Consider the following 21,856-nt stretch of genomic DNA (forward strand, 5'->3'; position numbering starts at 1 on the left):
TTCACGGCTCATAGAGGCACAGGAACAGGTCTACACCTCTGCGAACGCGCCGGCTGATTTCTTCATGACTTGGGGGAGGCAGCAGGCCCATCACCATTTGCCAGACGGCGGTGCCATGCCATAAGCCGACGATATCTCCGACGGCTTCAGAGGGATCACAGGAGATGAGCCTGCCGTCGGTCATCGCTTGCTCGACAATCTGGGTCAGCAATGCATAGTCCCGGCTCCGGGCTTCCATGAATATACGGTCAACCAAGCTGGGATATGTCTTGTTTGCCGAGGCCAGGAGCCGCGCCCATTTGAATTCCCTGCGCTGGCTGATGCCGTTCAGATAGCCGATGCCGAGTTCGTAGAGTGCATCGGACAGCGGTTTGTCCAGGATGTCTGCAAACTTGTCCCCTGGCGTATCAGGCGCTGTCTCGGCATCGCGCAACAGCTCCGCGACGAAGGCTTCCTTGTCTTCGAAATAGCTGTAGAAAGTGCGCCGGGCGACACCGGCATTCGTCGCAATCGACTCGATATTGAAGTCCAGCCCTTGCTCCAATATCAGCATGCGTCCGGCGTCCAGAAGCCGGACTCTGCTTTCAGGATTGCGCGGCCGCCCACGACCTCTCCTTGTCGCGCCCAACTCGGAATGAACTTGCATCGTGAAGGCCCCCCATCATCGATTGTCCAGGTGAATTGAAGATGCTCTTTATGTTATGAATCGACAGGCTGATTCAGGCGCGCCAACCTGTTTGTGCGCGCTCTTGTGTTGACGTACTGCTTGATGTTCATGGCGATCTCGACACGGTTGCGTCCGCTGTTCTTGGCGCGATAGAGTGCCGAATCGGCCAGGGAAAGAAGCGTAGTGCCATCCTGTCCGGATTGATAGGCCGCCACCCCGAAGCTGCATGTGCGCGTGTCGACAAAGGCGAAGCGATGTCGCTCGACAATCAGCCTTAGTTTCTCGGCCATGCACGAAGCAGCCTCGACGTCGCACTCCGGCAAGATCAGCAGAAACTCTTCTCCGCCCCAACGACCCACGATGTCCGTGGCCCGGACGTTGGCCCGCAGAATCTCGGCAATCCGCACGAGAACAGCATCGCCAGCCGAATGTCCGAATTTGTCATTGACTTCCTTGAAGTGATCCACGTCGAGCAGTATCAGCGATAACTTTTTTTCGTATCGACGGGCACGCGTGATTTCGCTCTCAAGTGCTTCGTCCAGCTTCATTCTGTTGGCCAGGCCCGTCAATTTATCCGTGACGGCCAGCAGCGCAAGTTTTTCATTCAGCCGTTCTATGCGCTGTTCAGCCAGCTTGCGTCCTGTGATGACGTTGTGAGAAACGACGAAAAAATTTTCTGCCTCCAGCATCGGGGCGATGCGCATCATGAACCAACGCTGTTCATTGGGGCTATGGCATGGATACTCGTACTGAAAACAGGGTGCACCCGATTCGATAACGGCTCTGATGCCGGCATACACCTGTTGTCCATCGCCATCGCCACGGCTTCCCGCCGTATGGCATACGGCAAGATAGTTGGCGCCGATCCACCGGTATCCGGAGGGGATGCCATTCTCCTTGCCGAAGTCACACCAGGTCTTGTTCACGTAATGGATCACGCCAGTGCAATCGATCACGGCGATCTGACTGTCCAGAGAATCCAGCGCTGCCTGGAGCAGCCTGGGGAAATGGCTGGCCGCAGATTTGTCAGACTGCGAACGACGATGACGTTCTTCAAGGTCCGTCTTCATGCCCCTCCAATCCTCCAAGTTGATTAAACAGATCAGGATGAATATGCGCACAGTTGTCTGCGTCTTCAGAAGCGCGCACGACACAACACGCCAGCTCTCATGGGCCGGGCCGATTACTTTGCACTGCTAGCGGGACTGCTGGTCAGTCTCCAGAAGTTGAAAGGGGACGATACGCAATGTGATTGACGAAGTGCGGCGAGGCTGCCCGCAGTAATGGTTGAGGTGTTCTGCTGTCTCTGACTGGCAGGCATGCTCATCTCGCGTGGGCAGCACCGGATGAGCCGTGACGACGTTACGCATTTCCTTCCCCCCCATGACGCAACTGGTCTAGCGATATCGCTAATTTTTTTCTTGATGGTGGTGACCGGAATTCAGTGCCGACCAGCATTGCCTCAGGGCTCAGGGCAAGTAATTCGTGATCATCAACCTGAACGACACGCCGTTGTTTGCGCAACAATTTAGCGCGCGCATTTTCTGGTAAAACAGTGAGCCGGCATGATTGGTGAGTTTTGCCGGGATTCCCAACAACATCATCATCCCCGCTTAGTTTTCATCTTGTCGTAGACCCTGGAGGGTTGCGGATTCAACGTGGGATGGTGAGCTAACAAAAGATGCGATTCGCAACGTATTGGTCATGCCTGATGTCAGCAATACGTCAGGCAAATGCTAACGACTAAGTTAACTATTTTCAAGTGTTTAGTGTGAGCGTTGATTACCCGCTGCAGCGATGCCGGTCGCCGTTGAATCAAGCACAATGCACTGATCCACCAGTGCAGGGAATTCGATATAAATCGTTAGCGATTCCATCGATGCTGCTGGTGTGGATTTCAAATCATGATTCCCGATCACCCCACATCGCGCGCACAGCCGTGCTCAAAGACCGGCTGGCAGCCCGGACCGGTCAGGCGGGTTTTCCCAACAGCGCGCTGGACAGGAAATAGGCCATGACCGTTTCCACCATCTCATCGCTGATGTGTTGAGGATTGGAGATTTTGTTGGCCTGAATTCCTTCGAACAGGGCCGCCAGTCCGAATGCAATATAAGACGGTGGCACCTCGAGCCTGATGCCCGTGGCCGTAGCGAACTTGTTGAGAATGTCGACGATGTGGGAGAGGGCGTCTTTGATCAGTTCGTTGAAGGCGGCCCGGAACTGCTCATTCCGAAACGCCAGGATGCGAGCCTCTGCCCACAGGATGAACGCGTCGTTCTGATAGAACAGTGTCCGGTAGTACTTCAGCAGTGAGGTGCGCATTTCCATCGGGGTCGTCCCGGAAGAGGCTATCCGCGCGGCCTCCGTCGTCATCTGCTTGATGTTGTGCAGGAGCAGCTCAAGCAGCACGGACTCCTTGCCCTCGAAGTTCGAGTAGAACGCTCCCCGGGTGTAACCGGCTTCGGCGGTGATCTCTTCAATGGTGGCGCCAGCCAGTCCTTTTTGCAAAAACAGTTTCCTGGCCGCCTCAAGAAGGCGTTCTCTGGTTTCGTCTTTGCTTTGCTGGCGGGTCATTCGTTGCTTCATGGGGCGTAGTTTAGCATCGGCATCCAGGTGATTCTTGATGAATTTCGGTACAGAGTGAATTGGAATGTCATTTGCATTTCTGATAAGAGGCTGCTTCCCTCCATTGCTGAGTGAAAGCGAGTAAAGATTTCACACTAAAAATCACAGGAGCGTGGTGTGGAAACGACGCCGCATCCTCTGGGATATTGGCTTGTTCATCTGTCATCTGGCCCACAGGGCAGCGCCCCAAACCAATAAACAACAGAGATCAGCCCGATCATAAATACGGATTGTATTCAGATACGCGATGAATTATAGTTTGACGCGGATGTCTCTGTTAGGCGTCATCATGTCGGGGGCATGGTGGCGCGGTTCAGGATATTCCAAGCGCTTTTTCGCAAATTCTGCACGGAGGAACGAACACCATGTCCCTCCGTCCTGCACCGTTTGCGCGTCGTTCTTCCCGAGCGCCGAGATAGTGACCGAATGCGTCGCCTTCTCTTACGTAGTCCGCAATGCCTAGCCTGAAGACAAATTCCACTCGTCCTCGCGACCCGCGGGCTGCTTTTGCAGTTCGCGATGCATTGTGCTTTCACTCCACCCTAACCTTGATCTGAGCCAGAAAAAATCCTTCCGAGTCTGCACAAGAGAAGGAGACGATTCTTCCGTAGCCACGAATGGATTTACCCTGTCATGAGCATCGCCAAAAAACTCTACCTTCTCTCGTTTCTGATTGTGCTGGCCCTGGCCACCTTGTGCGGCGTCAATTATCACCAGATACACAAAGTCAACGCCTCCGTTTCCAAGATCGTCAACGATACGGTCCCCAGTGTGACGGACCTGGATCAGATCACTGCGTCGGTATTCAAGCTGCGTATCGCCGTCCTCAGCTACACCTTCATCAGTGACGAAGGCGTCAAGGCGCGTGCCAGAAAAGATATCGAGCAAGCCTATCAACTGGTGCAGCAAGCCCTGGCCCGTTATGAGACGCAGGACATCTCGGATGACAAGGATCGGGCACTGTTTGCACAGGTCCAGAAAGACTTCGCAGCCTATAACAACATGAGGCTCAGCCTGCTGCAGCAATCCGATCCCGCCAAAGCCGCAGCGATGCTGATGCAGGGTACGGACCTGATTGCGGCACTGATGCAAAGCATCGATGCCGACAAGGCCTATAACCGCGAGCTGGCCAGGCAATATACCGATAATATTGATGCGACCATTTCGGCATCGACCGTCATCAACCTGATCGCATTCGTTGCCAGCACTGCGCTGATTTTGATCATCAGTCTCTGGCTGGCACGCCAGATTTCGCGGCGCCTGCAGTACGCCGGCCAGGTGGCCGAAAGCATCGGAGCCGGACGTCTCACGGTCGATGTGAACGATACGGGCAAAGACGAAATTTCCCGACTGATGCAGGCCATCGCAAAAATGCGCGGCAACCTCGAACGCGTGATTGAAGAAATCCAGCGCAGCACGGATGCAGTCTCGCTGGCCGCGGCCGAGATCGCCGAGGGCAACAGCGATCTGTCCCACCGGACTGAAAAGCAGGCCGCTTCCCTGGAAGAGACTGCCTCCAGCGTGGAGGAATTGCTCAGCGCCGTGCAGATGAATTCCACCAATGCCAGGTCGGCCAGTGAACTGGCGGTCAACGGATCGCAAGTGGCTGAGCGTAGCAGCAAGGAAATCAGCCATGCGGTCCAGACCATGCATGAGATTGCCAGCAGCTCCGGTCGCATGTCGGAGATCATCAGCGTCATCGAAGGGATCTCTTTCCAGACCAATATCCTGGCGCTCAATGCGGCCGTGGAGGCTGCCCGTGCCGGAGAAAATGGCCGGGGCTTTGCGGTGGTGGCCACCGAAGTGCGTGCCCTGGCACAGCGCAGCTCCAGTGCCGCCAAGGAAATCAAGGATCTGATCGTCGCCTCGGTGGCTCAGATCGAAGAGGGAAAGCACATCGTTGAAGGGACCGTGGGCACGATCTCGGAAATCACGTCCGCTTCCCGCACCACCAGGGAGTTGATGCACGAGATCGCCAATGCATCGGGCGAGCAAAGCTCGGGAATCGCCCAGATCAACGATGCCATCGTGCAGATCGATCAGACCACTCAGCAGAATGCCTCCCTGGTCGAGCAGATTGCCGCTACTTCCGCGCTTCTGAAGGAGCAGGCCATGCTTCTGCAGAAAACCATTGCCTTCTTCGAGATACGGAACCGGCCGCATCATGATGATGTGATCGATGTCTGACCGGCCAACGGAATTGCGGTCGTGCTGCGAAATGACAAGCCATGCCACGCATGTCCGGTGCCAGTCCACGACGAACTGAAGAAGGGCTGCACCGCAGAATGTCCCTCGCGAGGGGCGCGAAGGAGTTCCGTTTGATCAATCCTGCCGATGATATGTCAGAGGAAGATGAGCAACGCATGTTGCTCTCCCAGCTGGCCAGGCTCAATGAAATCGCCCAGGCGTTGCAAGAGATCGCTGATGATCTCGTTCTCCAGTTTCAGGAGAAGGATATTCGGGGCATCAGATCCTCTGCCGCTGCGGCGTTGGAAAAAGCCAATAGACGCGACTAGGCAAGCGTCGTCTTTGATGGGATGACGGCCCTGGGGGTGAGGCAGCGTTGCATTCCCGGGTTCGTCGATGTGAATCAACAATTGATAATAAATGGATGGGAAGGTATGTCGTTCTTGAACAGGTTGTCGGTAGGAAGGCGTCTGGCATTGGGTTTCGCCTTGATCATCGCGCTGATCATCGTGATGTTGCTGGCGATGCAGGCGCAGTTGAAGGAAGTGCAGCGAGCCAACACGATTCTTCAGCAGGAGCAGGCCGAGCGGCTTGCGCTGGCCAAGGAATGGCGTGAAAACATCATCGTGAACGTGGCCCGCGCACTGGCGCTTGGGGTCACCGCCAATGAGACCTTGCTGAAGTTCTTCTCGGACGACATGGCTTATCTGGTCAAGCGCACCACCGAGATCCAGAAGCGCTACGCTGAACTCGACGTGAGCGACGAAGGCAAGGCGATCCTGGCGCGCATGGCGGAGGAGCGCAAACGCTATCTGGTGGTGCGTCAACAGCTGGAAGAGGTGGGCGCCGATGCCCAGACCCGGCAAAAGCTGGTGTACGACATGAAGTCCATCTCAACGGCCTACGTGAATGCAGGCAGCGAACTGGTCCGTTATCAGGAGCGGCGCACGGCTGAATTCGGCGGGAAAATCGAAGACGCCATTCAAAAATCGAAGATGGTTCTGCTGAGCATTACGACGGCAAGCATCGTCTTTTCGATACTCCTGGCGTGGTTGCTGACGCGAAGCATTGCGTCGCCTTTGCGCGAGATGGAACGCATCACCCTGAAAATTGCAGAAGGCGATCTCAGCAGCACGGTCCCCGTCCTGCACGGGAAGTCGGAGATTGCCAGTTTCTCGAGAAACGTCGGCAGCATGCAAGAGTCCCTGCGCTCGCTGGTCAGCAAGTCCCGCCGTGCTGCGCTCGCGGTCAGTCAGGCCAGCACTGAAGCAGCGGCCGGCAATAGCGATCTGAGCGGAAGAACGGAGCAGGCCGCGTCCAGTCTTGAAGAAACCGCCAGCGCCATGGAACAGATCGCCGCGACCGTCCAGCAATCGGCGGACTTCGCGCGCGCGGCCAGTGCACAGGTGTCCCAGGCATCCGAGGTCGCGCAGCATGGCGGCCAGGTGATGAGCGATGTGGTCCAGACGATGGACCGTATCGATGAGGCCAGCCGCAAGATTGCTGACATCATCGGCGTGATTGACGGTATCGCCTTCCAGACCAATATCCTGGCGCTCAATGCCGCAGTGGAAGCGGCGCGTGCGGGTGAGCAGGGACGCGGTTTTGCCGTGGTCGCCTCGGAGGTGAGAAGCCTGGCCCAGCGCAGCGCCACCGCCGCCAGAGAGATCAAGGATCTCATTTCTGCCTCGCTGGCCGCCGTGGAGGGCGGTTCCAGCCTGGTCAACAATGCCGGCAAGATCATCCAGGATGTCGTGCAGAATGTTGACCTGGTGCGTCAGACCATTGCCGAGATTGCCGTGGCAGCGCAAGAGCAGAGCCGGGGCGTGGGCGAGATCAATGAGGCGATTTCCCAGCTGGAACAGGCCACGCAGCGCAATGCGGCGCTGGTCGAGGAAACCAATTCCGCTACCACGCAACTGAATCAGCAGGCCAGCGTACTGGCCGAGGTCATCAGTGACTTCAAGCTTCCGGAGCAATATCAATAACTGAAGCGTCAAGATTGTCGAGGCGGCGCTCACCTTCACCGGGTGGCCCGCCCCGACCGCAGCGTCCGGGAACAGTACCGTCCAGCGGTAGAACCTGTGCGCTGTGCGATCCTCAGGCGGCCTGCTCCAGCGCCGCCGCGATGGCATCAGGCACGAACGGGCGGTTGTTCATGAAGCAGGCGCCCACGAAGACAGCCTCTGCATAAACGACCTCGCCCACCTTGATCTGCTGGACGAAGTTGACCCGGCTGCGCTTCTCATGCTTTTGCAGTGAGCAGGTGACTTCCATGGTGTCGCCTTTCTGCAGGCTCTTGCGAAAGCGTAACGAGTACTCCAGCACCATGAACACCTGGCCCTGTTTGAACGCCTCTTCGATATCGATGCCCAGTGCCTCTTTCAAAAAGGCATGGCGCGTCCATTCCATATAAAACGGGTAATAGAGGCCATCGACCACGCCTTGAAAATCGATATGCCTGGGGTCTACGTCAAATTGTTTTGTGAACACGGCTTTGCTCCATCGGGTCAGTCAAACTGCCAACACGATAACCGCAACAAGACCGGACGTCCACCGTCCACGCTTCAGACCGCCATGTGACTTGCCCGTAAAGCGGTGTGAAGACATATATGGTTTCGCAAATCCCGTTACCATTGCGCGTTATTGCATTCACGCGCTTCTGTTCTGACGTCTTCCTGTCGCCCTCTGCTCATGCTGCCCATCCTCTCCCTCTCCCGTGCCAGGACAGCCCTTGCTGCCGGCCTCTTCAGCCTGCTTGGTGGTCTGCTCATGCTCGCGCCTGACGCCTCTGCCCAGAGCGGCCCCGCTGTCGAAGCGCCGGCCTATGGAGCGCAACTGGAGGGCTTCGCCTATCGCTGGCCGGTCTCGCGCTTTCGTTTCCACTCCCAGCGGCAGGACGTCGAGATGGCCTATCTGGATGTGGCCGCAGCGCCCGGCAGTACGCATCGTGGCACCGTGGTACTGCTGCATGGGAAGAACTTCTGTGCCGGCACCTGGGAAGCCAGCATCGATGTGCTCAGCCATGCCGGCTATCGGGTGATCGCACCGGACCAGATCGGTTTCTGCAAATCCAGCAAGGTCGAGAACTACCAGTTCAGCTTTGCGCAACTGGCCGCCAACACGCATGCCTTGCTGACCTCGCTGGGCATCGATGATCCCATCCTGATCGGTCATTCCACGGGCGGCATGCTGGCCATCCGCTATGCGCTGTCCTATCCGGACCAGACCCGCCAGCTGGTGCTGGTCGATCCCATCGGCCTGGAGGACTGGCGCGCCAAGGGCGTGCCGCCGGTGTCGGTGGACCAGTGGTATGCACGTGAACTGGGCACCACCGCCGAGCGCATCCGCAACTATGAGCGCGCCACGTATTTTGCCGGCCAGTGGAGCGCCGCCTATGAGCGATGGGTGCAGATGCTGGCCGGGATGTACCGCGGCCCTGGCAAGGAAGTGGTGGCATGGAATTCCGCCTTGCTCTACGACATGATCCTCACGCAGCCGGTGTATTACGAACTGAAGAGCCTGAAGACGCCGACGGTACTGATGATCGGCGACCAGGACCGTACCGCCATCGGCAAGGAATTCGCCCCGCCTGAATTGCGCGCCGCGCTGGGCAATTATGCGGTCCTCGGACGCGAGGCCGCAGCATTGATTCCGCATGCCCGGCTGGTGGTGTTCACCGGCGCCGGCCATGCGCCGCAGATGCAGATGCCTGAACTGTTTCATGCGCAGTTGCTCAAGAGTCTGGATCCTGAGCCAGGCCAGGCGCAGCGCACGCCATGAGGGCCGCTCGGATCGCTGCGGTTTTCCTTTAAGGCTGCGTGTCGCGCCGGGTATTACTTCCCCCCCGCCGACGCCGCCAGCCGGTCAAAATCCGCATCCAGTTTCTGCAGCGATCCGGCAATGTACTGCCGCCTGTCCTTGATCCACGCATCCTGCTGTGCCACGCGCGCGGTGGCTTCGCGCAGCATGCGGTCCATCTCGGCCGGTTGCGGTCCGCCCACGGTGGCGCGGTTGCGCACGATGGCCACCGGGTCGAGGGTGCTGCGGAACTCCTGTTCCGACATCGGCAGCGCCTGCGGGAATTCCGAATTCAGCACCGCTTCGTGATAGATGCGCTGCGCCTGTGCATAGGGAAAATCGAGCGGACGGATATTGTTGGCCTTGGCGTATTCCACGACCTCCGAGGCGAAGTGATGTCCCACGCGGAAGGGCAGCTTGTACTTGCGCATCAGGACGTCGGCCAGTTCCTGGGAAGCGGTCCAGTCGCTGTTGAGTTCTTCCAGCGCGCGTTGCGGATCGATGACCAGCGCACCCAGGATGCTCTCCCAGTTCTTGAGCACCTTGACCGTGTTCATCACCATCTCCTTGGTGGGCTTCACATCCTTGGCATCGCTCATGCCGGGCGGCAGGTTGTGCGCCACGATGGCCGTGCCCATGCCTTCGGCGAGTACCGTGGACGCATCGCGCCGGGTGCTGTTGAGCAGGCCCGGATTGCGCTTCTGCGGCATGGCCGAGGAGACATAGGTATTGGCACCGCCTTCCTGCAGCAGGATCCACGGACGCGGTTGCGCATATTGCGTCATCACGTCCTGGATGAAGGTGCCGGCATGCAGGGCAATGGAGGACACCAGCGCACCGGCTTCCACCGGACCGTCCACGGCCGACAGTTGCGCGGCGTCATAGGCATTGTCGACGATGGCCGCAAAGCCCAGATAGTCGGCCATGCGCTGGCGGTTCAGCGGCCAGCTGGTGCCGTTGAGGACGGTGGTGCCCATGGCCGAGCGGTCCAGTCGCACATAGGCCTGGCGCAGGCGCTGCGCATCCCGGTCCAGCGCCGCCGCAAAGCCCAGCAGGTAGTGGCCATAGCTGTTGGGCTGGGCGGCCACGCCATTGGTGTAGTTGGGCACGATGGTGTCGCGCTGGCTGGACGCCAGCTTCACCAGTGCGGCGGTGGTGGCGTTGAGCTGGGCGGCCAGGGTCAGCAGGTCTTCGCGCAGGATGGCCGCGCGCAGCGTGGAGAGCATGTCCTGGCTGGACCGCCCCGCATGCAGCAGCGTGATCTGCGGACCGGCGGCCTGGATCAGCAGCGGCTCGAAGGTGATCACCAGCGTCGGCCGTCTGGCGCCCGGCAGTTCGCCATCGGCCAGCACCTTGCGGATGCCCTTGACGATGAGCGGCGTCATCGACTTGTCCAGCAAGCCTTCGTCGGTATTGATGACGGCGGTGGCCTTGTTGATTTCGCCGAGCCAGAAAAATTCATCATGGCGCGGGGGCTGCTGCGCGTGCAACGGCGCAGTGCACAGCAGGGCGGCGGACAGGACAAGGGCTTGGCTGGAAAGCTTGGGCAAGGTGGTCTCCCGGGGCGATGTTGTGTTGAGGGTGCTCATCAGAGCAGGGGCCTATCTTAGCGGGCAATCGGGTTTTCGTTTTGCACGCTGGCGTTCGGTCGGGAGATCAGCCGATGGCATTGACCAGGTTCTCACCGCCGCTCACTTCTCGCGGCGGCGCAGGCCGGTGTGGGCATCGGCATGTTCAACCGGGCCTCGCTGGTGGGCGAGTTGTGCCGTCCGGATATCGTCACCGTCCTCGATGCCTATGTGGCCGAGACGCGTGACATCAGCCTGGTCTGGCCACGCCGCCGCTTCATCCCGGCGCGGGTGCGGGTGGTGACCGATTTTTTTGCTGCCGAGCTGGCACGCAGGCTGTGAGCGGCTGAGCGGGCAGGGGGGCTTACCGGGGCTTCACTTTTTGTGGGGTAAATATGGCTGGTCAGGCTGAAAAGGCTATACTGTGCATCCATACAGTTGTTGCCCGCTTCTTTTTCGCGCTTGTTCCCCGATGCCCGCCGTTGCCGATCACCGCTTCTACTACCTGAGCAATTTCCAGCAGGCGCTGGAGTGGCTGGCGCAGCGCTATGCCGACCTGCTCAGTGCAGAGGAGTGCGCTTTCATGCGGCGTTTTGCGCAATTGCCGCTGGTTTCCCGCGCGCTCTTCGTGCGCCTGATGATGCGCAAGGGGGAGCACTTCCGGGTGAGCCGCCTGGCTTATCCGGAAATCGGCTGTGCGCTGCAGGCCGCACAGGGCTTGCCGCAGGAGTGGATCACGCTGGACCCGGCGCTGTCATTGCCTGAGCTGTTCGCGCTGGCAACCAAGCCGGAGCTGGTGCGCGGGTTGGGCTTGCGCGGTCCGCTCAAGAGCGCGCGCAAGGAGGATCTGCTGGCCGCACTGGCGGCGCATCCGGACCATGCCGTCGCCCGTCCTTTTGCGCAATGGATGGCGCCGGGGCAGGGCGGCGAACAGGTCCTGCGCATGCGGCTTGGCGGCCTGTGTGAACGGTTGCGCCTGATGTTCTTCGGCAATCTGCGCCAGGACTGGAGCGAGTTCGTCCTCGCCGACCTGGGCAGGCTGCGCTATGAACAGATTGCCCTGTCGCCGCAGGCGCGCGGTTTTCGCAGCCGCGCCGATATCGACCTCTACCTGCAACTGCAGGCCTGCAAGGACCGCTACCACGCCGCAGAGGACGCGGCGGCGATCCTGGCGGCGCTGCCCGCGGGGCGCTTCGACAATCCCTGGCTGGAGAGCCGCCGCGAGCGTTTGCTGTTCCAGCTCGGCCAGCTGTTTGAGAAAGCGGGCGACTGGGCCCAGGCGCAACAGGTCTATGCCACTTGCGCCTATCCCGGGGCGCGCGTGCGGGCCATCCGCGTGCTGGAAAAACAGGGCCGCTTCGGTCCCGCCCACGCCCTGCTGAAAGCCGCCTCGCAGGCGCCCGAGAGCGAGGCCGAGCGCCAGCAGTTGCTGCGCATCGCGCCGCGCCTGGCACGTCAGCTGGGCTTGCCGCCGGCGCTGCGTGCTCGTCCGGCGGTGGTCGATCAGATCGCGCTGGTGCTGCCCGCCGATGGCAGTCGCGTCGAGGTGGTGGTCCAGCGCCATCTGCAGCAGGCGCAGGCACCGGTGTTCTATGTCGAGAACGCGCTGGTCAATACGCTCTTTGGCCTGCTGTGCTGGGAAGCCCTGTTTGCGGCCATTCCAGGCGCTTTCTTCCATCCCTTCCAGCGCGAGCCGGCCGATCTGTTGAGCGCTGATTTCGCTGCGCGGCGGCGTGACTTGCTGGCGTGCTGCCTGGGGCGGCTCGATGATGGCAGCTATCGTGAATACGTCCTTGCTACCCATGAGGCCAAGCATGGTCTGCAATCGTCCTTCGTGGCCTGGGGTGCCATCACCCGCGAGATGATCGTGCTGGCGCTGGACTGCATTCCGGCCGCGCACCTGAAGTTGTGGTGCCTGCGCATCCTTGAGGATGTGCGCGAGAACCGCAATGGCTTTCCCGACCTGATCCAGTTCTGGCCGCAGGAAAAACGCTATCGCATGATCGAGGTGAAAGGGCCGGGCGACCGCCTGCAGGACAACCAGCGCCGCTGGCTGGACTATTGTGCGCGTCACGCCATGCCGGTTTCGGTGTGCTATCTGCAATGGGAACAGGCTGTCGCATGAGTGCCGTCACCGTCCCGCGTTACACCATATCGGTGCGCGCGCTCTGCGAATTCACGGCCAAGCAGGGCGATCTCGACCTGCGGTTTACGCCCACGCCGACCGCCCAGGAAGGCATCGCCGGCCATGCCGTCGTGGCCGGGCGCAGGGGGGAGGGCTACCAGAGCGAAGTGACGCTTTCTGCAGACCATGGCGCGCTGCATGTCCGGGGACGCGCCGATGGCTATGATCCCGCCCGCCAGCGGCTGGAAGAAGTGAAGACTTATCGCGGCCAGCTCTCCAGCCTGCCGGACAATCACCGTCACCTGCACTGGGCGCAACTGCGCGTGTATGGCCACCTGATGTGCGAGAAGCTGGGGCTGGAGCGCATCCACCTGGCGCTGGTGTATTTCGACATCGGCAGCCAGCAGGAAACGGTGCTGGAAGAAACCCGCAGCCGCGAGGAACTGGCGGCACTCTTTGCCGGGCAGTGCGAGCGCTTCATGCGCTGGGCCGAACAGGAGCTGGCCCATCGTGCCGCGCGCGATGCCGCTTTGCAGGGGCTGCGCTTTCCGCATGGCGACTTCCGTCCCGGCCAGCGACAACTGGCCGAGGCCGTGTTCCGCGCCCACAGCGGCCGGCGCAGTTTGCTGGCGCAAGCGCCCACCGGTATCGGCAAGACCTTGGGCACGCTCTTTCCGGCACTCAAGGCAGCGCCTGCACAGCAACTGGACAAGATCATCTTCCTCGCTGCCAAGACCCCCGGCCGGCAACTGGCGCTGGATGCGGCAATGACGCTGAAGTCGCAGGGCGATCTGCCCCTGCGCGTGCTGGAACTGTGCGCACGCGACAAGGCCTGCGAATACCCGGACCGGTTGTGCCGCGGGGACGCCTGCCCGCTGGCGCAGGGTTTCTACGACCGCCTGCCTGCGGCCCGCGCAGCCTGCCTGACGCAGCCCTTGCTGGACCGCGAACACCTGCGCAGCGTGGCCCTGCAGCATCAGGTCTGTCCCTACTACCTGGGCAGCGAGATGACGCGCTGGAGCGACGTCATCGTCGGCGACTACAACTACTGGTTTGATGGCGGCGCCATGCTCTACGGCATGGCACAGGCGCATGACTGGCGCGTGAGCGTGCTGGCCGACGAGGCGCACAACCTGGTCGCGCGCGCCCGCAGCATGTACAGCGCGCAACTGAGCCGCGCATGCCTGCGCGCCGCACGTGCCGTGGCCCCGCCAGCGGTGGCCAAGGCGCTGGAACGGCTGGGCCGCGCCTGGACTGCCGCCGGAAAAAAAGCCGACTTGCCCTACCAGGTTCTGGAGGCGCCGCCGCCCAGATTCGTCGACGCCTTGAGCAGCAGCGTGGGCGCCATCAGCGATTACCTGGCCCAGGTGGCGCTGCCCCTGGAGCCGCCGTTGCGCGATTTCTACTTCGACGCCATGGCCTTCGTGCGGCTGGCCGAATCCTTCGGTCCGCACTCGTTGTTCGATCTTACCCGCGAGGATGAGCGCAACACCGTCCTGTGCATCCGCAACGTGGTGCCCGCCCCCTTCCTGGGCCCGCGCTTTGCCTTTGCCCATGCCACTACGTTGTTCTCGGCCACGCTGGCGCCGTGGAATTACTTTGCCGATCTGCTGGGCATGCCGGCCTCGACGGCCTGGGTGGATGTCGAATCACCTTTCCACGCCAGCCAGTTGCAGGTCAAGGTGGCGCACCGGATTTCCACCACCTGGCAGCGCCGCGCCGCGTCCATCGCACCGATCTGCGGTTTGATGGCGCGTCAGTTCGAGCAACGGCCGGGCAATTACCTGGCATTCTTTTCCAGCTTTGCGTATTTGCAGCAGGCGCGCGATGCCTTCACGCGCGCGCATCCGCAGATCGCCACGTGGCAGCAGTCGCGCGGGATGTCCGAAAGTGACCGCGATGCCTTCCTCGCGCGCTTCGAACACGGCGGGCAGGGCATCGGTTTTGCGGTGCTGGGAGGCTCCTTCGGCGAAGGGGTGGACTTGCCGGGTGAACGTCTCATCGGCGCGTTCGTCGCCACGCTGGGGCTGCCGCAGTTCAATCCGGTGAACGAACAGTTGCGCCTGCGCATGGAGCAGCTGTTCGGCTGTGGCTACGACTACACCTATCTTTTCCCCGGCCTGCAGAAAGTGGTGCAGGCGGCCGGTCGGGTGATCCGCACCGAAACCGACCAGGGCACCGTCTGGCTGATCGACCAGCGCTTCGGCCGGCCGGAGGTGCAGGCCTTGTTGCCGGCGTGGTGGCAACTGGATGCCCACGCTGCCGCAACCTGATGTCAGGTTTTTCCCGAGTGACAAGTTTTGCTGATTGCATAAGATGTGTGCTCGTCAGGCAACACCGCGGAAATTGCGCCTATATCCTGCCTTTTGAGAGCTAAAAGTGCTCATTTCATTGCTGGGTGGAAATTAAAAATACCCTTCGGCAATAGTGTTCCAAAACCGCGACGTTATTGGAGACAAATTGTCGCTGATGGGCGACAAAATCTCTGTCTGACAGGTAAGATGCGCGCCTTGTTGTGATGGATTCTCATCGGCAAGATTTTCTCGTCGCGTGAAAATTTGCATTCCTGACAACAATTTAACTTGCGTCGCTGAATGTTGTTTGCTTTAATGGCAACATGAAATGTGGTCGTAATGACAATATTTCTGCGCCTGGTTCGCACGAAGTCCGCTTCGTATCCAGAGGGGAAAAGGACCGCCAATAGAGCGGAATATCGAAAATAGCAAGGGGATGTCGACATATGGGAACGTTTATTGCGTTTTAACAAGGTGGCAGGCAGGTCCGGTGGGGTGGCCGGCGCTGTAGCCCGCGGACCTGGGCAGGGAGTCAAAGAATGGGAAACGATATCTCCAACTTGCTGAGCAAGTTCGGGGCAACGGTGGACGGATACCTCGAAGTGGAGGCCGCCATCAACTACAAGGAACCGGCGCGCAAGGCAAGGGTGTCCCCGGTGGTAGTGCAGAAAGAGTCCGCCGTCACGGCAGCCGCGCCGGCCAAGGGCAGCGGGCACGCCACACCGGCCCCCGGGCTGGCAAGCCAACCGGTTTCCCCGCTGCAAGGTATCGAACCCGTCATTGAGCCGGTGATCGCACCGTCGAGCGAGTCGGTGCCGGCTCAGGCTGCTCCGGTTGCTCCGGTGCTCCAGGTTGCTCCGGTCATCCAGACTGCACCAGCCGCACCAGTAGTCCCAGCAGCCCCCGCAGCCCCCGCAGCCCCCGCAGCCCCAGTGCTCAAGCCTGCCGCCGCCGAGTCCCGGCAGGCGCCTGCCGCGCCGCAGGCACTGGCTCCGGCGGCCCCGCGCAGTCCTGTTGATGTCGGCGATCCCGCCGTGCCGACCTTGTTGCGCTCGATGCTGGGTGAAGCCGCGCGCGAGCGCCAGGCTCAGCAACGCAGCGCCAGCGACGGGTCTGGCCAGGCGGCTGTGAGCCCGCCCCCGTCTACGCCCGCCCAGGTCATCGCCGTGGTGTCGCCCAAGGGCGGTGTCGGCAAGACCACCTTGTGCTCGGCACTGGCCTGTAGCCTGGCGCGGCACGGCCGCGTCATTGCGGTCGATCTCGATCCACAGAATGCCTTGCAATACCACCTGGGCGTGAGCACTGAAGCGGCCGCCCCGGTGACACATCTCCCCTTCGTGACCGACTGGAGCGGCGGCCTGGCCAGCGGCATGGCCGGCACCCAGGTGGTCAACCATGCGCTGGTGGCCAGCGCCGGAGAAGCCGTGCTGGCCCAGCAGATGGCGCAGGATGACCAGTGGCTCATGCGCCAGCTGCAGGCCATGCAGCTGCAGCCGGGCGATGTGGTCCTGCTGGACCTGCCGGCCGGCCAGACGCCCTACCTCGACCAGGCATTACAGGCCGCCGATCAGGTGCTGGCGGTGGTCACGCCGGACGCCGGTTCCTTCCTGGCGCTCGAACACATGCGCCAGGCTCTGCATGGTCGCAACAACTGCCGCTATGTGGTCAACAAATACGACGCCAGCCGCAGCTTCTGTCAGGACATGCTGGAAGTCCTCAAGCGCTGGATGGGCCCGCGCCTGGCCGGGGTGATCGCGCTCGATCACGCCATCAGCGAAGGGCTTGCCTATGGCTTCAATCCCCTCATCAAGCCCAACGAATCCCCCGTCTATGACCAGCTCCAGCGCGTGAGCGAAGCCTTGCGTGTCGCGGCGGCCAAGCCCCGTGCTGCAGGTGGCCGCGCATGAGGACAGGACCGCACATGCCATCACAACAGCCTCAGCAAGACCCGATCCAGATGGATACGCCTCCCACCATATCGGCTGATCCACCGGGCCAGGAGCCCTCCTCACGCCCCTCGGCCAACCGCCTGCAGCAATGGATTCAGCGCGTCGGCGAGCGCCTCGAAGGCCTGCCGCGCGGCCCGCGCCGCGTGGTGCAATGGTCGGTGTTGCTCTTTGCCACGCTGCTGGCGCTGCTGCTCATCTCCATTCCGCTGGACTTCAATTCCCAGTGCGTGTTTGCCGTCGGCTGCTTCATCGCCGCGCTGGTGCTGCGCAAGCAGTCGGGGCGGTTCCCGGTGCTGGTGCTGATCACCTTGTCGCTGATCGTTTCGATGCGCTACATGTACTGGCGCATCGACTCCACCCTCGGTTTTGAAAGCTGGCTGGACGTCCTGTTCGGCTATGCGCTGCTGATGGCCGAACTGTATTCGCTGCTGGTGTTGGTGCTGGGCTATCTGCAGACCGCCTGGCCACTGCGCCGCACGCCGCAGATGCTGACCATCCCGCCCTCGCAATGGCCGACGGTGGATGTCTTCATTCCCTCCTACAACGAATCGCTGGACATCGTTTCGCTCACCATCTTCGCCGCGCAAGCCATCGACTGGCCGCAGGACAAGCTGCGCGTGCACGTGCTGGATGATGGTCGCCGCGAGGAATTCCGCGAGTTCTGCGACAACATCGGCGTGAACTACCTGGTGCGTTCGAACAACCATCACGCCAAGGCCGGCAACCTCAACGAAGCGCTCAAGGTCACCGATGGCGAATTCGTGGCCATCTTCGATGCCGACCACGTGCCCACGCGGTCCTTCCTGCAGATCTGCGTGGGCTGGTTCTACCGCGACGCCAAGCTGGCCATGCTGCAGACGCCGCACTTCTTCTTCTCGCCCGATCCCTTCGAGAAGAACTTGAATACCTTCCGCTCGGTCCCCAACGAAGGCGAGCTTTTCTATGGTCTGGTGCAGGATGGCAATGACCTGTGGAATGCCGCCTTCTTCTGCGGCTCCTGCGCCATCATGCGTCGCACGGCCTTGATGGAGATCGGCGGCATCGCCGTCGAGACTCTGACCGAAGATGCCCACACGGCGCTGAAGATGAACCGTGCCGGCTACAACACCGCCTATCTCGCCATTCCCCAGGCCGCCGGCCTGGCCACCGAGAACCTGGCGCGCCACATCCGCCAGCGCATCCGCTGGGCACGCGGCATGGCGCAGATCTTCCGGGTCGACAATCCCCTGAAGGGCCGTGGGCTGCGCCTGGGCCAGCGGCTGTGCTATCTCAATGCCATGCTGCACTTCTTCTATGGCTTGCCGCGCCTGATCTTCCTGACCGCACCGCTGACCTACCTGTTCTTCGGCGCCCATATTTTCCACGCCTCGGCCCTGCTGATCACGGCCTATGTGCTGCCCCACGTGCTACACGCCAACCTGACCAACTCCAGCATCCAGGGACGCTTCCGCCACTCCTTCTGGAACGAGGTCTACGAGACCGTGCTGGCCTGGTACATCCTGGGGCCGGTGCTGCTGGCGCTGGTCAATCCCAAGCTGGGCGGCTTCAACGTCACCGACAAGGGCGGCATCATCGCCGAGGACCATTTCGACTGGAAGCTGGCGCGGCCCTACATCCTGCTGCTGCTGCTCAACGTGCTCGGTCTGGTCTTTGGCGTGTGGCAGCTGGTGCTGGGCGATCCGGATGCCTTTACCACCATCCTCATCAACCTGGCCTGGACGCTCTACAACGTCATCATCAGCAGCGCCGCCATGGCCGTGGCGGCGGAAACCCGGCAGGTCCGCAGCGAGCCGCGGGTGGCGGCCGAGCTGCCGGCACGCATCCAGCTCGAGGATGGCCGCGTCATCGAGGCCACCACGCTGGACTTCTCGCAGAAGGGTATCGGCCTGCGTCTGCCGGAGGGCGTCAACATCGCACGCAATGCGCACATCCAGGTGACGCTGTTCCGCAACGAGCAGGAAAAGATGTTCCCGGCGCTGGTGGTGTTCAGCCGCAACGACATGGTGGGCGCGCAGTTCAACGAACTGACGCTGCGCCAGCAAAGCGAGCTGGTGCGACTGACCTTCTCGCGCGCCGACATCTGGGCCAACAACTGGGGCAAGACGCGTCACGACACGCCCCTGAAGTCCTTGCGCGAAGTGGCCGGTATCGGCATGAACGGGGTCAGGGAATTGATCAAGGCAACATTGATTGAAGTGCGCAAATGGCGCGCCAGGCGGCGCGAGGCCGCAGAACTGGCGGCCTCTGGCGCGGCAGGGGTGGCCGCCACGGGAGCACCCTCGGCAGCGGGTTTGGACAACACTATGGAAGAACAACAATGAGCGATATGCCCTCTCAATTTCTGGCCACGCCTTTGCGTCGGCGTGCCATCTGCCTGACCATGCTCGGCGTGTTCGGCGTGAGCAGCCTGCCGCTGCCGGCGCTGGCAGCCCCTGCGGCCAGTGCCGTCCCGGTCGCCGGGGATCCGTATGTGTTCACCCTCAAGCAGCTCGGTCGCGGCTATCCGATCAATCTGCACGGCACCGATGCCAGCGACAACGTGAGCTTCGACGTCCCGGTCAACCTGGTGGCCACCGGTGCCCAGGTCAATCTGCAATACACCTATTCGCCGGCACTGTTGCCCGACCTGTCGCAGATCAACGTCATGGTCAATGACGTGGTGGCCGGCAGCATCCCGCTGCCCAAGGAGGGTGCCGGCTCCCTGCAGAGTGCCAAGGTCGATATTCCGCCCAAGCTCATCACCGAGTTCAACCGGCTCAGCCTGCAGTTCATCGGCCATTACACGATGAATTGCGAAGACCCGCTGCATTCCAGCCTGTGGGCGCGGGTGAGCAATGACTCCACGCTGAGCCTGCAGACCACGCAACTGCCGATGAAGGATGACCTGGCCCTGATGCCGATCCCCTTCTTCGATCGCCGCGATACGCGCATGCTGAGCCTGCCCTTCGTGTTTGCCGGCGCGCCTGACAATGGCACGCTGGAAGCGGCGGGTACGCTGTCGTCCTGGTTCGGCGCCCTGGCGGCCTACCGTGGCGCGCGTTTCCCGGTGCAGATCAATGCCTTGCCGGCCAAAGGCAATGGCATCGTGCTGGCCAGTGGCGAAGGTCCGCTGCAGGTCGGTGAGCTGCAGGTGGCAGCGGCCAAGGGACCGACCCTGACCGTGATGGCCAATCCCAATGATCCCAACGGCAAGCTGCTGGTGGTGTCGGGCCGCAATACGACCGAGCTCAAGCGCGCAGCGGCCGCCATCGCGCTGGGCAGCAAGAGCCTCTCGGGCGCCAGTGCGGTCATCGACAACCTGCAGCCGCTGGCACCGCGCAAGCCCTACGATGCGCCCAACTGGCTGCCCACCGACCGCCCCGTCAAACTGGCCGAGCTGATCGATCCCAAACGCCTGAACGTGGCCGGCTACAATCCGGGCGAAATCAGCATCCCGCTCAATTTCCCGCCAGCCCTGTCGAACTGGCGCCAGGATGGCGTCAAGCTCAATCTGACGTATCGCTATACGCCGCAGCCGGTTTCGCGCAATTCTTCATTTATCGTCAGTTTCAATGACAGCCTGATCAAGTCTGACGTGCTGCTGCCCAAGGACAAGCTGGACAAGGGCCTGCTGGCCGCCATCAAGGATGAAAACCTGTCCCGTCAGATGGAGCTGCGCCTGCCCCTCAATACGGCGGGCGTGCAATCGCGTCTGCAACTGCGCTTCATGTACGACTACGTGAAGGAGGGCCAGTGCCAGGACGTGATCATCGACAACGTGCGCGGCAGCATCGATCCGGAGTCCACCATCGACCTGCGCGACTACGACCATTTCATGGCCATGCCCAACCTGGGCGTGTTCAAGGATGCGGGCTTCCCCTTTACGCGCATGGCGGATCTGTCGGAAACGGCGGTGGTCATGCCCGATGGCGCCAGCGCAGCCGATGCCTCGGCTTATCTGTCGGTACTGGGCCGCTTCGGCAGCGCCACCGGCTATCCTGCCACCGGTGTCTCGGTGATCCAGGCCGCCCAGGTTGACAAGTTCGCTGACAAGGACCTGCTGGTGCTGGCCTCGGGTCAGGACCAGCCGCTGCTCAAACAATGGGCCGACCGCTTGCCCAGCCAGATATCCGGCGACAAGCAGCGCTTCGATCTGGCCGACCTGGCGCTGCGCGTGCGCACCTGGTTCAATGCCGATGCCCCCGAGGCCCTGCGCCGCGCCCGCCTGTCCATGAGCTATAGCGGCAGCAGCACCACCTCCTACCTGAGCGGCTTCGAGTCGCCCCTGCGGTCCGGGCGCAGCGTGGTGGTGATGGCCGGTGCCGACGGCGCCGGGCTGTCGCAGATCCTCGATGCCCTGGCCAGCAAGGATGCCGAGGCCGCTACCGTGCAGGGCAGCCTGGTGGCCGTGCATGGCACCACCATCGAGCCGCTGCTGGGCGAGGAAGATTATTTCGTGGGCAGCATGAATCCCTTGCGCTACCTGCGCTGGTGGCTCTCGCGCCACGTCTGGGGCATGTTCGTGCTGATCGCCGCCGGCATCCTCATGCTGGGCGGCCTGGCCTATCTGACTTTGCGCGCCAAGGCGAGAAAGCGGCTCAATGCTTGATCGCGGCATCTTCTGTGGACGGCGCCGGCTACTGGCAGCCCTGGTCATGACG

General features: G+C 61.5%; 14 protein-coding genes and 1 pseudogene. 10 read left to right on the forward strand and 5 right to left on the reverse strand.

Features of this window, described 5'->3' with window-relative positions:
• Position 1 precedes the first annotated feature (1 nt).
• The 3 genes from AACH55_RS05835 to AACH55_RS05845 form a co-directional block, all read right to left on the reverse strand.
• Positions 2-646 (reverse strand): TetR/AcrR family transcriptional regulator, encoded by a 645-nt coding sequence (locus tag AACH55_RS05835; protein WP_338718478.1) that lies wholly within the window; start codon positions 644-646, stop codon positions 2-4.
• Between the two features lie 53 nt (positions 647-699).
• A complete protein-coding gene (locus tag AACH55_RS05840) occupies positions 700-1,737 on the reverse strand; it encodes a diguanylate cyclase (RefSeq protein ID WP_338718479.1) in 1,038 nt (345 codons plus the stop codon).
• Positions 1,738-2,638: 901 nt separating this feature from the next.
• On the reverse strand, positions 2,639-3,241 hold the full coding sequence (locus AACH55_RS05845) for a TetR/AcrR family transcriptional regulator (RefSeq protein WP_338718480.1): 603 nt from the start codon (positions 3,239-3,241) through the stop codon (positions 2,639-2,641).
• A gap of 684 nt (positions 3,242-3,925) precedes the next feature.
• Between AACH55_RS05845 and AACH55_RS05850 the strand changes: the two genes are divergently transcribed.
• The 3 genes from AACH55_RS05850 (at position 3,926) to AACH55_RS05860 (ending at position 7,467) form a co-directional block, all read left to right on the forward strand.
• The gene (locus AACH55_RS05850; protein ID WP_338718481.1) at positions 3,926-5,479 is read left to right on the forward strand and encodes a methyl-accepting chemotaxis protein; all 1,554 of its coding nucleotides are present in this window, start codon (positions 3,926-3,928) and stop codon (positions 5,477-5,479) included.
• Positions 5,480-5,610: 131 nt separating this feature from the next.
• On the forward strand, positions 5,611-5,808 hold the full coding sequence (locus AACH55_RS05855; protein ID WP_338718482.1) for a hypothetical protein: 198 nt from the start codon (positions 5,611-5,613) through the stop codon (positions 5,806-5,808).
• A 69-nt stretch (positions 5,809-5,877) separates the two neighbouring features.
• On the forward strand, positions 5,878-7,467 hold the full coding sequence (locus AACH55_RS05860) for a methyl-accepting chemotaxis protein (RefSeq protein WP_338718483.1): 1,590 nt from the start codon (positions 5,878-5,880) through the stop codon (positions 7,465-7,467).
• A 112-nt stretch (positions 7,468-7,579) separates the two neighbouring features.
• On the opposite strand, the gene AACH55_RS05865 is transcribed toward AACH55_RS05860, so the two are convergent.
• A complete protein-coding gene (locus AACH55_RS05865; RefSeq protein ID WP_338718484.1) occupies positions 7,580-7,972 on the reverse strand; it encodes an acyl-CoA thioesterase in 393 nt (130 codons plus the stop codon).
• Between the two features lie 279 nt (positions 7,973-8,251).
• Between AACH55_RS05865 and AACH55_RS05870 the strand changes: the two genes are divergently transcribed.
• The gene (locus AACH55_RS05870) at positions 8,252-9,262 is read left to right on the forward strand and encodes an alpha/beta hydrolase (protein ID WP_338718485.1); all 1,011 of its coding nucleotides are present in this window, start codon (positions 8,252-8,254) and stop codon (positions 9,260-9,262) included.
• 53 nt (positions 9,263-9,315) lie between these two features.
• Here AACH55_RS05870 and AACH55_RS05875 read toward each other — a convergent pair whose 3' ends face one another.
• On the reverse strand, positions 9,316-10,830 hold the full coding sequence (locus tag AACH55_RS05875) for a lyase family protein (RefSeq protein WP_338720196.1): 1,515 nt from the start codon (positions 10,828-10,830) through the stop codon (positions 9,316-9,318).
• A 150-nt stretch (positions 10,831-10,980) separates the two neighbouring features.
• Between AACH55_RS05875 and AACH55_RS05880 the strand changes: the two are divergent.
• The 6 genes and pseudogenes from AACH55_RS05880 to bcsB form a co-directional block, all read left to right on the forward strand.
• Positions 10,981-11,190, forward strand: a pseudogene (locus tag AACH55_RS05880) (LysR substrate-binding domain-containing protein); the annotation flags it as partial.
• 130 nt (positions 11,191-11,320) lie between these two features.
• The gene (locus AACH55_RS05885) at positions 11,321-12,973 is read left to right on the forward strand and encodes a VRR-NUC domain-containing protein (protein WP_338718486.1); all 1,653 of its coding nucleotides are present in this window, start codon (positions 11,321-11,323) and stop codon (positions 12,971-12,973) included.
• On the forward strand, positions 12,970-15,246 hold the full coding sequence (locus AACH55_RS05890; RefSeq protein WP_338718487.1) for an ATP-dependent DNA helicase: 2,277 nt from the start codon (positions 12,970-12,972) through the stop codon (positions 15,244-15,246). The genes AACH55_RS05885 and AACH55_RS05890 overlap by 4 nt, the downstream gene beginning before the upstream one ends.
• A gap of 560 nt (positions 15,247-15,806) precedes the next feature.
• Complete coding sequence (gene bcsQ / locus AACH55_RS05895; protein WP_338718488.1) at positions 15,807-17,174, forward strand: cellulose biosynthesis protein BcsQ; 1,368 nt, start codon at positions 15,807-15,809, stop codon at positions 17,172-17,174.
• Positions 17,175-17,188: 14 nt separating this feature from the next.
• Positions 17,189-19,537: a UDP-forming cellulose synthase catalytic subunit gene (gene bcsA, locus AACH55_RS05900; protein WP_338718489.1), complete on the forward strand. Its 2,349-nt coding sequence runs from the start codon at positions 17,189-17,191 to the stop codon at positions 19,535-19,537.
• A 5-nt stretch (positions 19,538-19,542) separates the two neighbouring features.
• Positions 19,543-21,804 (forward strand): cellulose biosynthesis cyclic di-GMP-binding regulatory protein BcsB, encoded by a 2,262-nt coding sequence (gene bcsB / locus AACH55_RS05905; RefSeq protein WP_338718490.1) that lies wholly within the window; start codon positions 19,543-19,545, stop codon positions 21,802-21,804.
• Positions 21,805-21,856 lie beyond the last annotated feature (52 nt).

The sequence above is a fragment of the Herbaspirillum sp. DW155 genome, assembly GCF_037076565.1.
Lineage (GTDB): Bacteria > Pseudomonadota > Gammaproteobacteria > Burkholderiales > Burkholderiaceae_D > Herbaspirillum.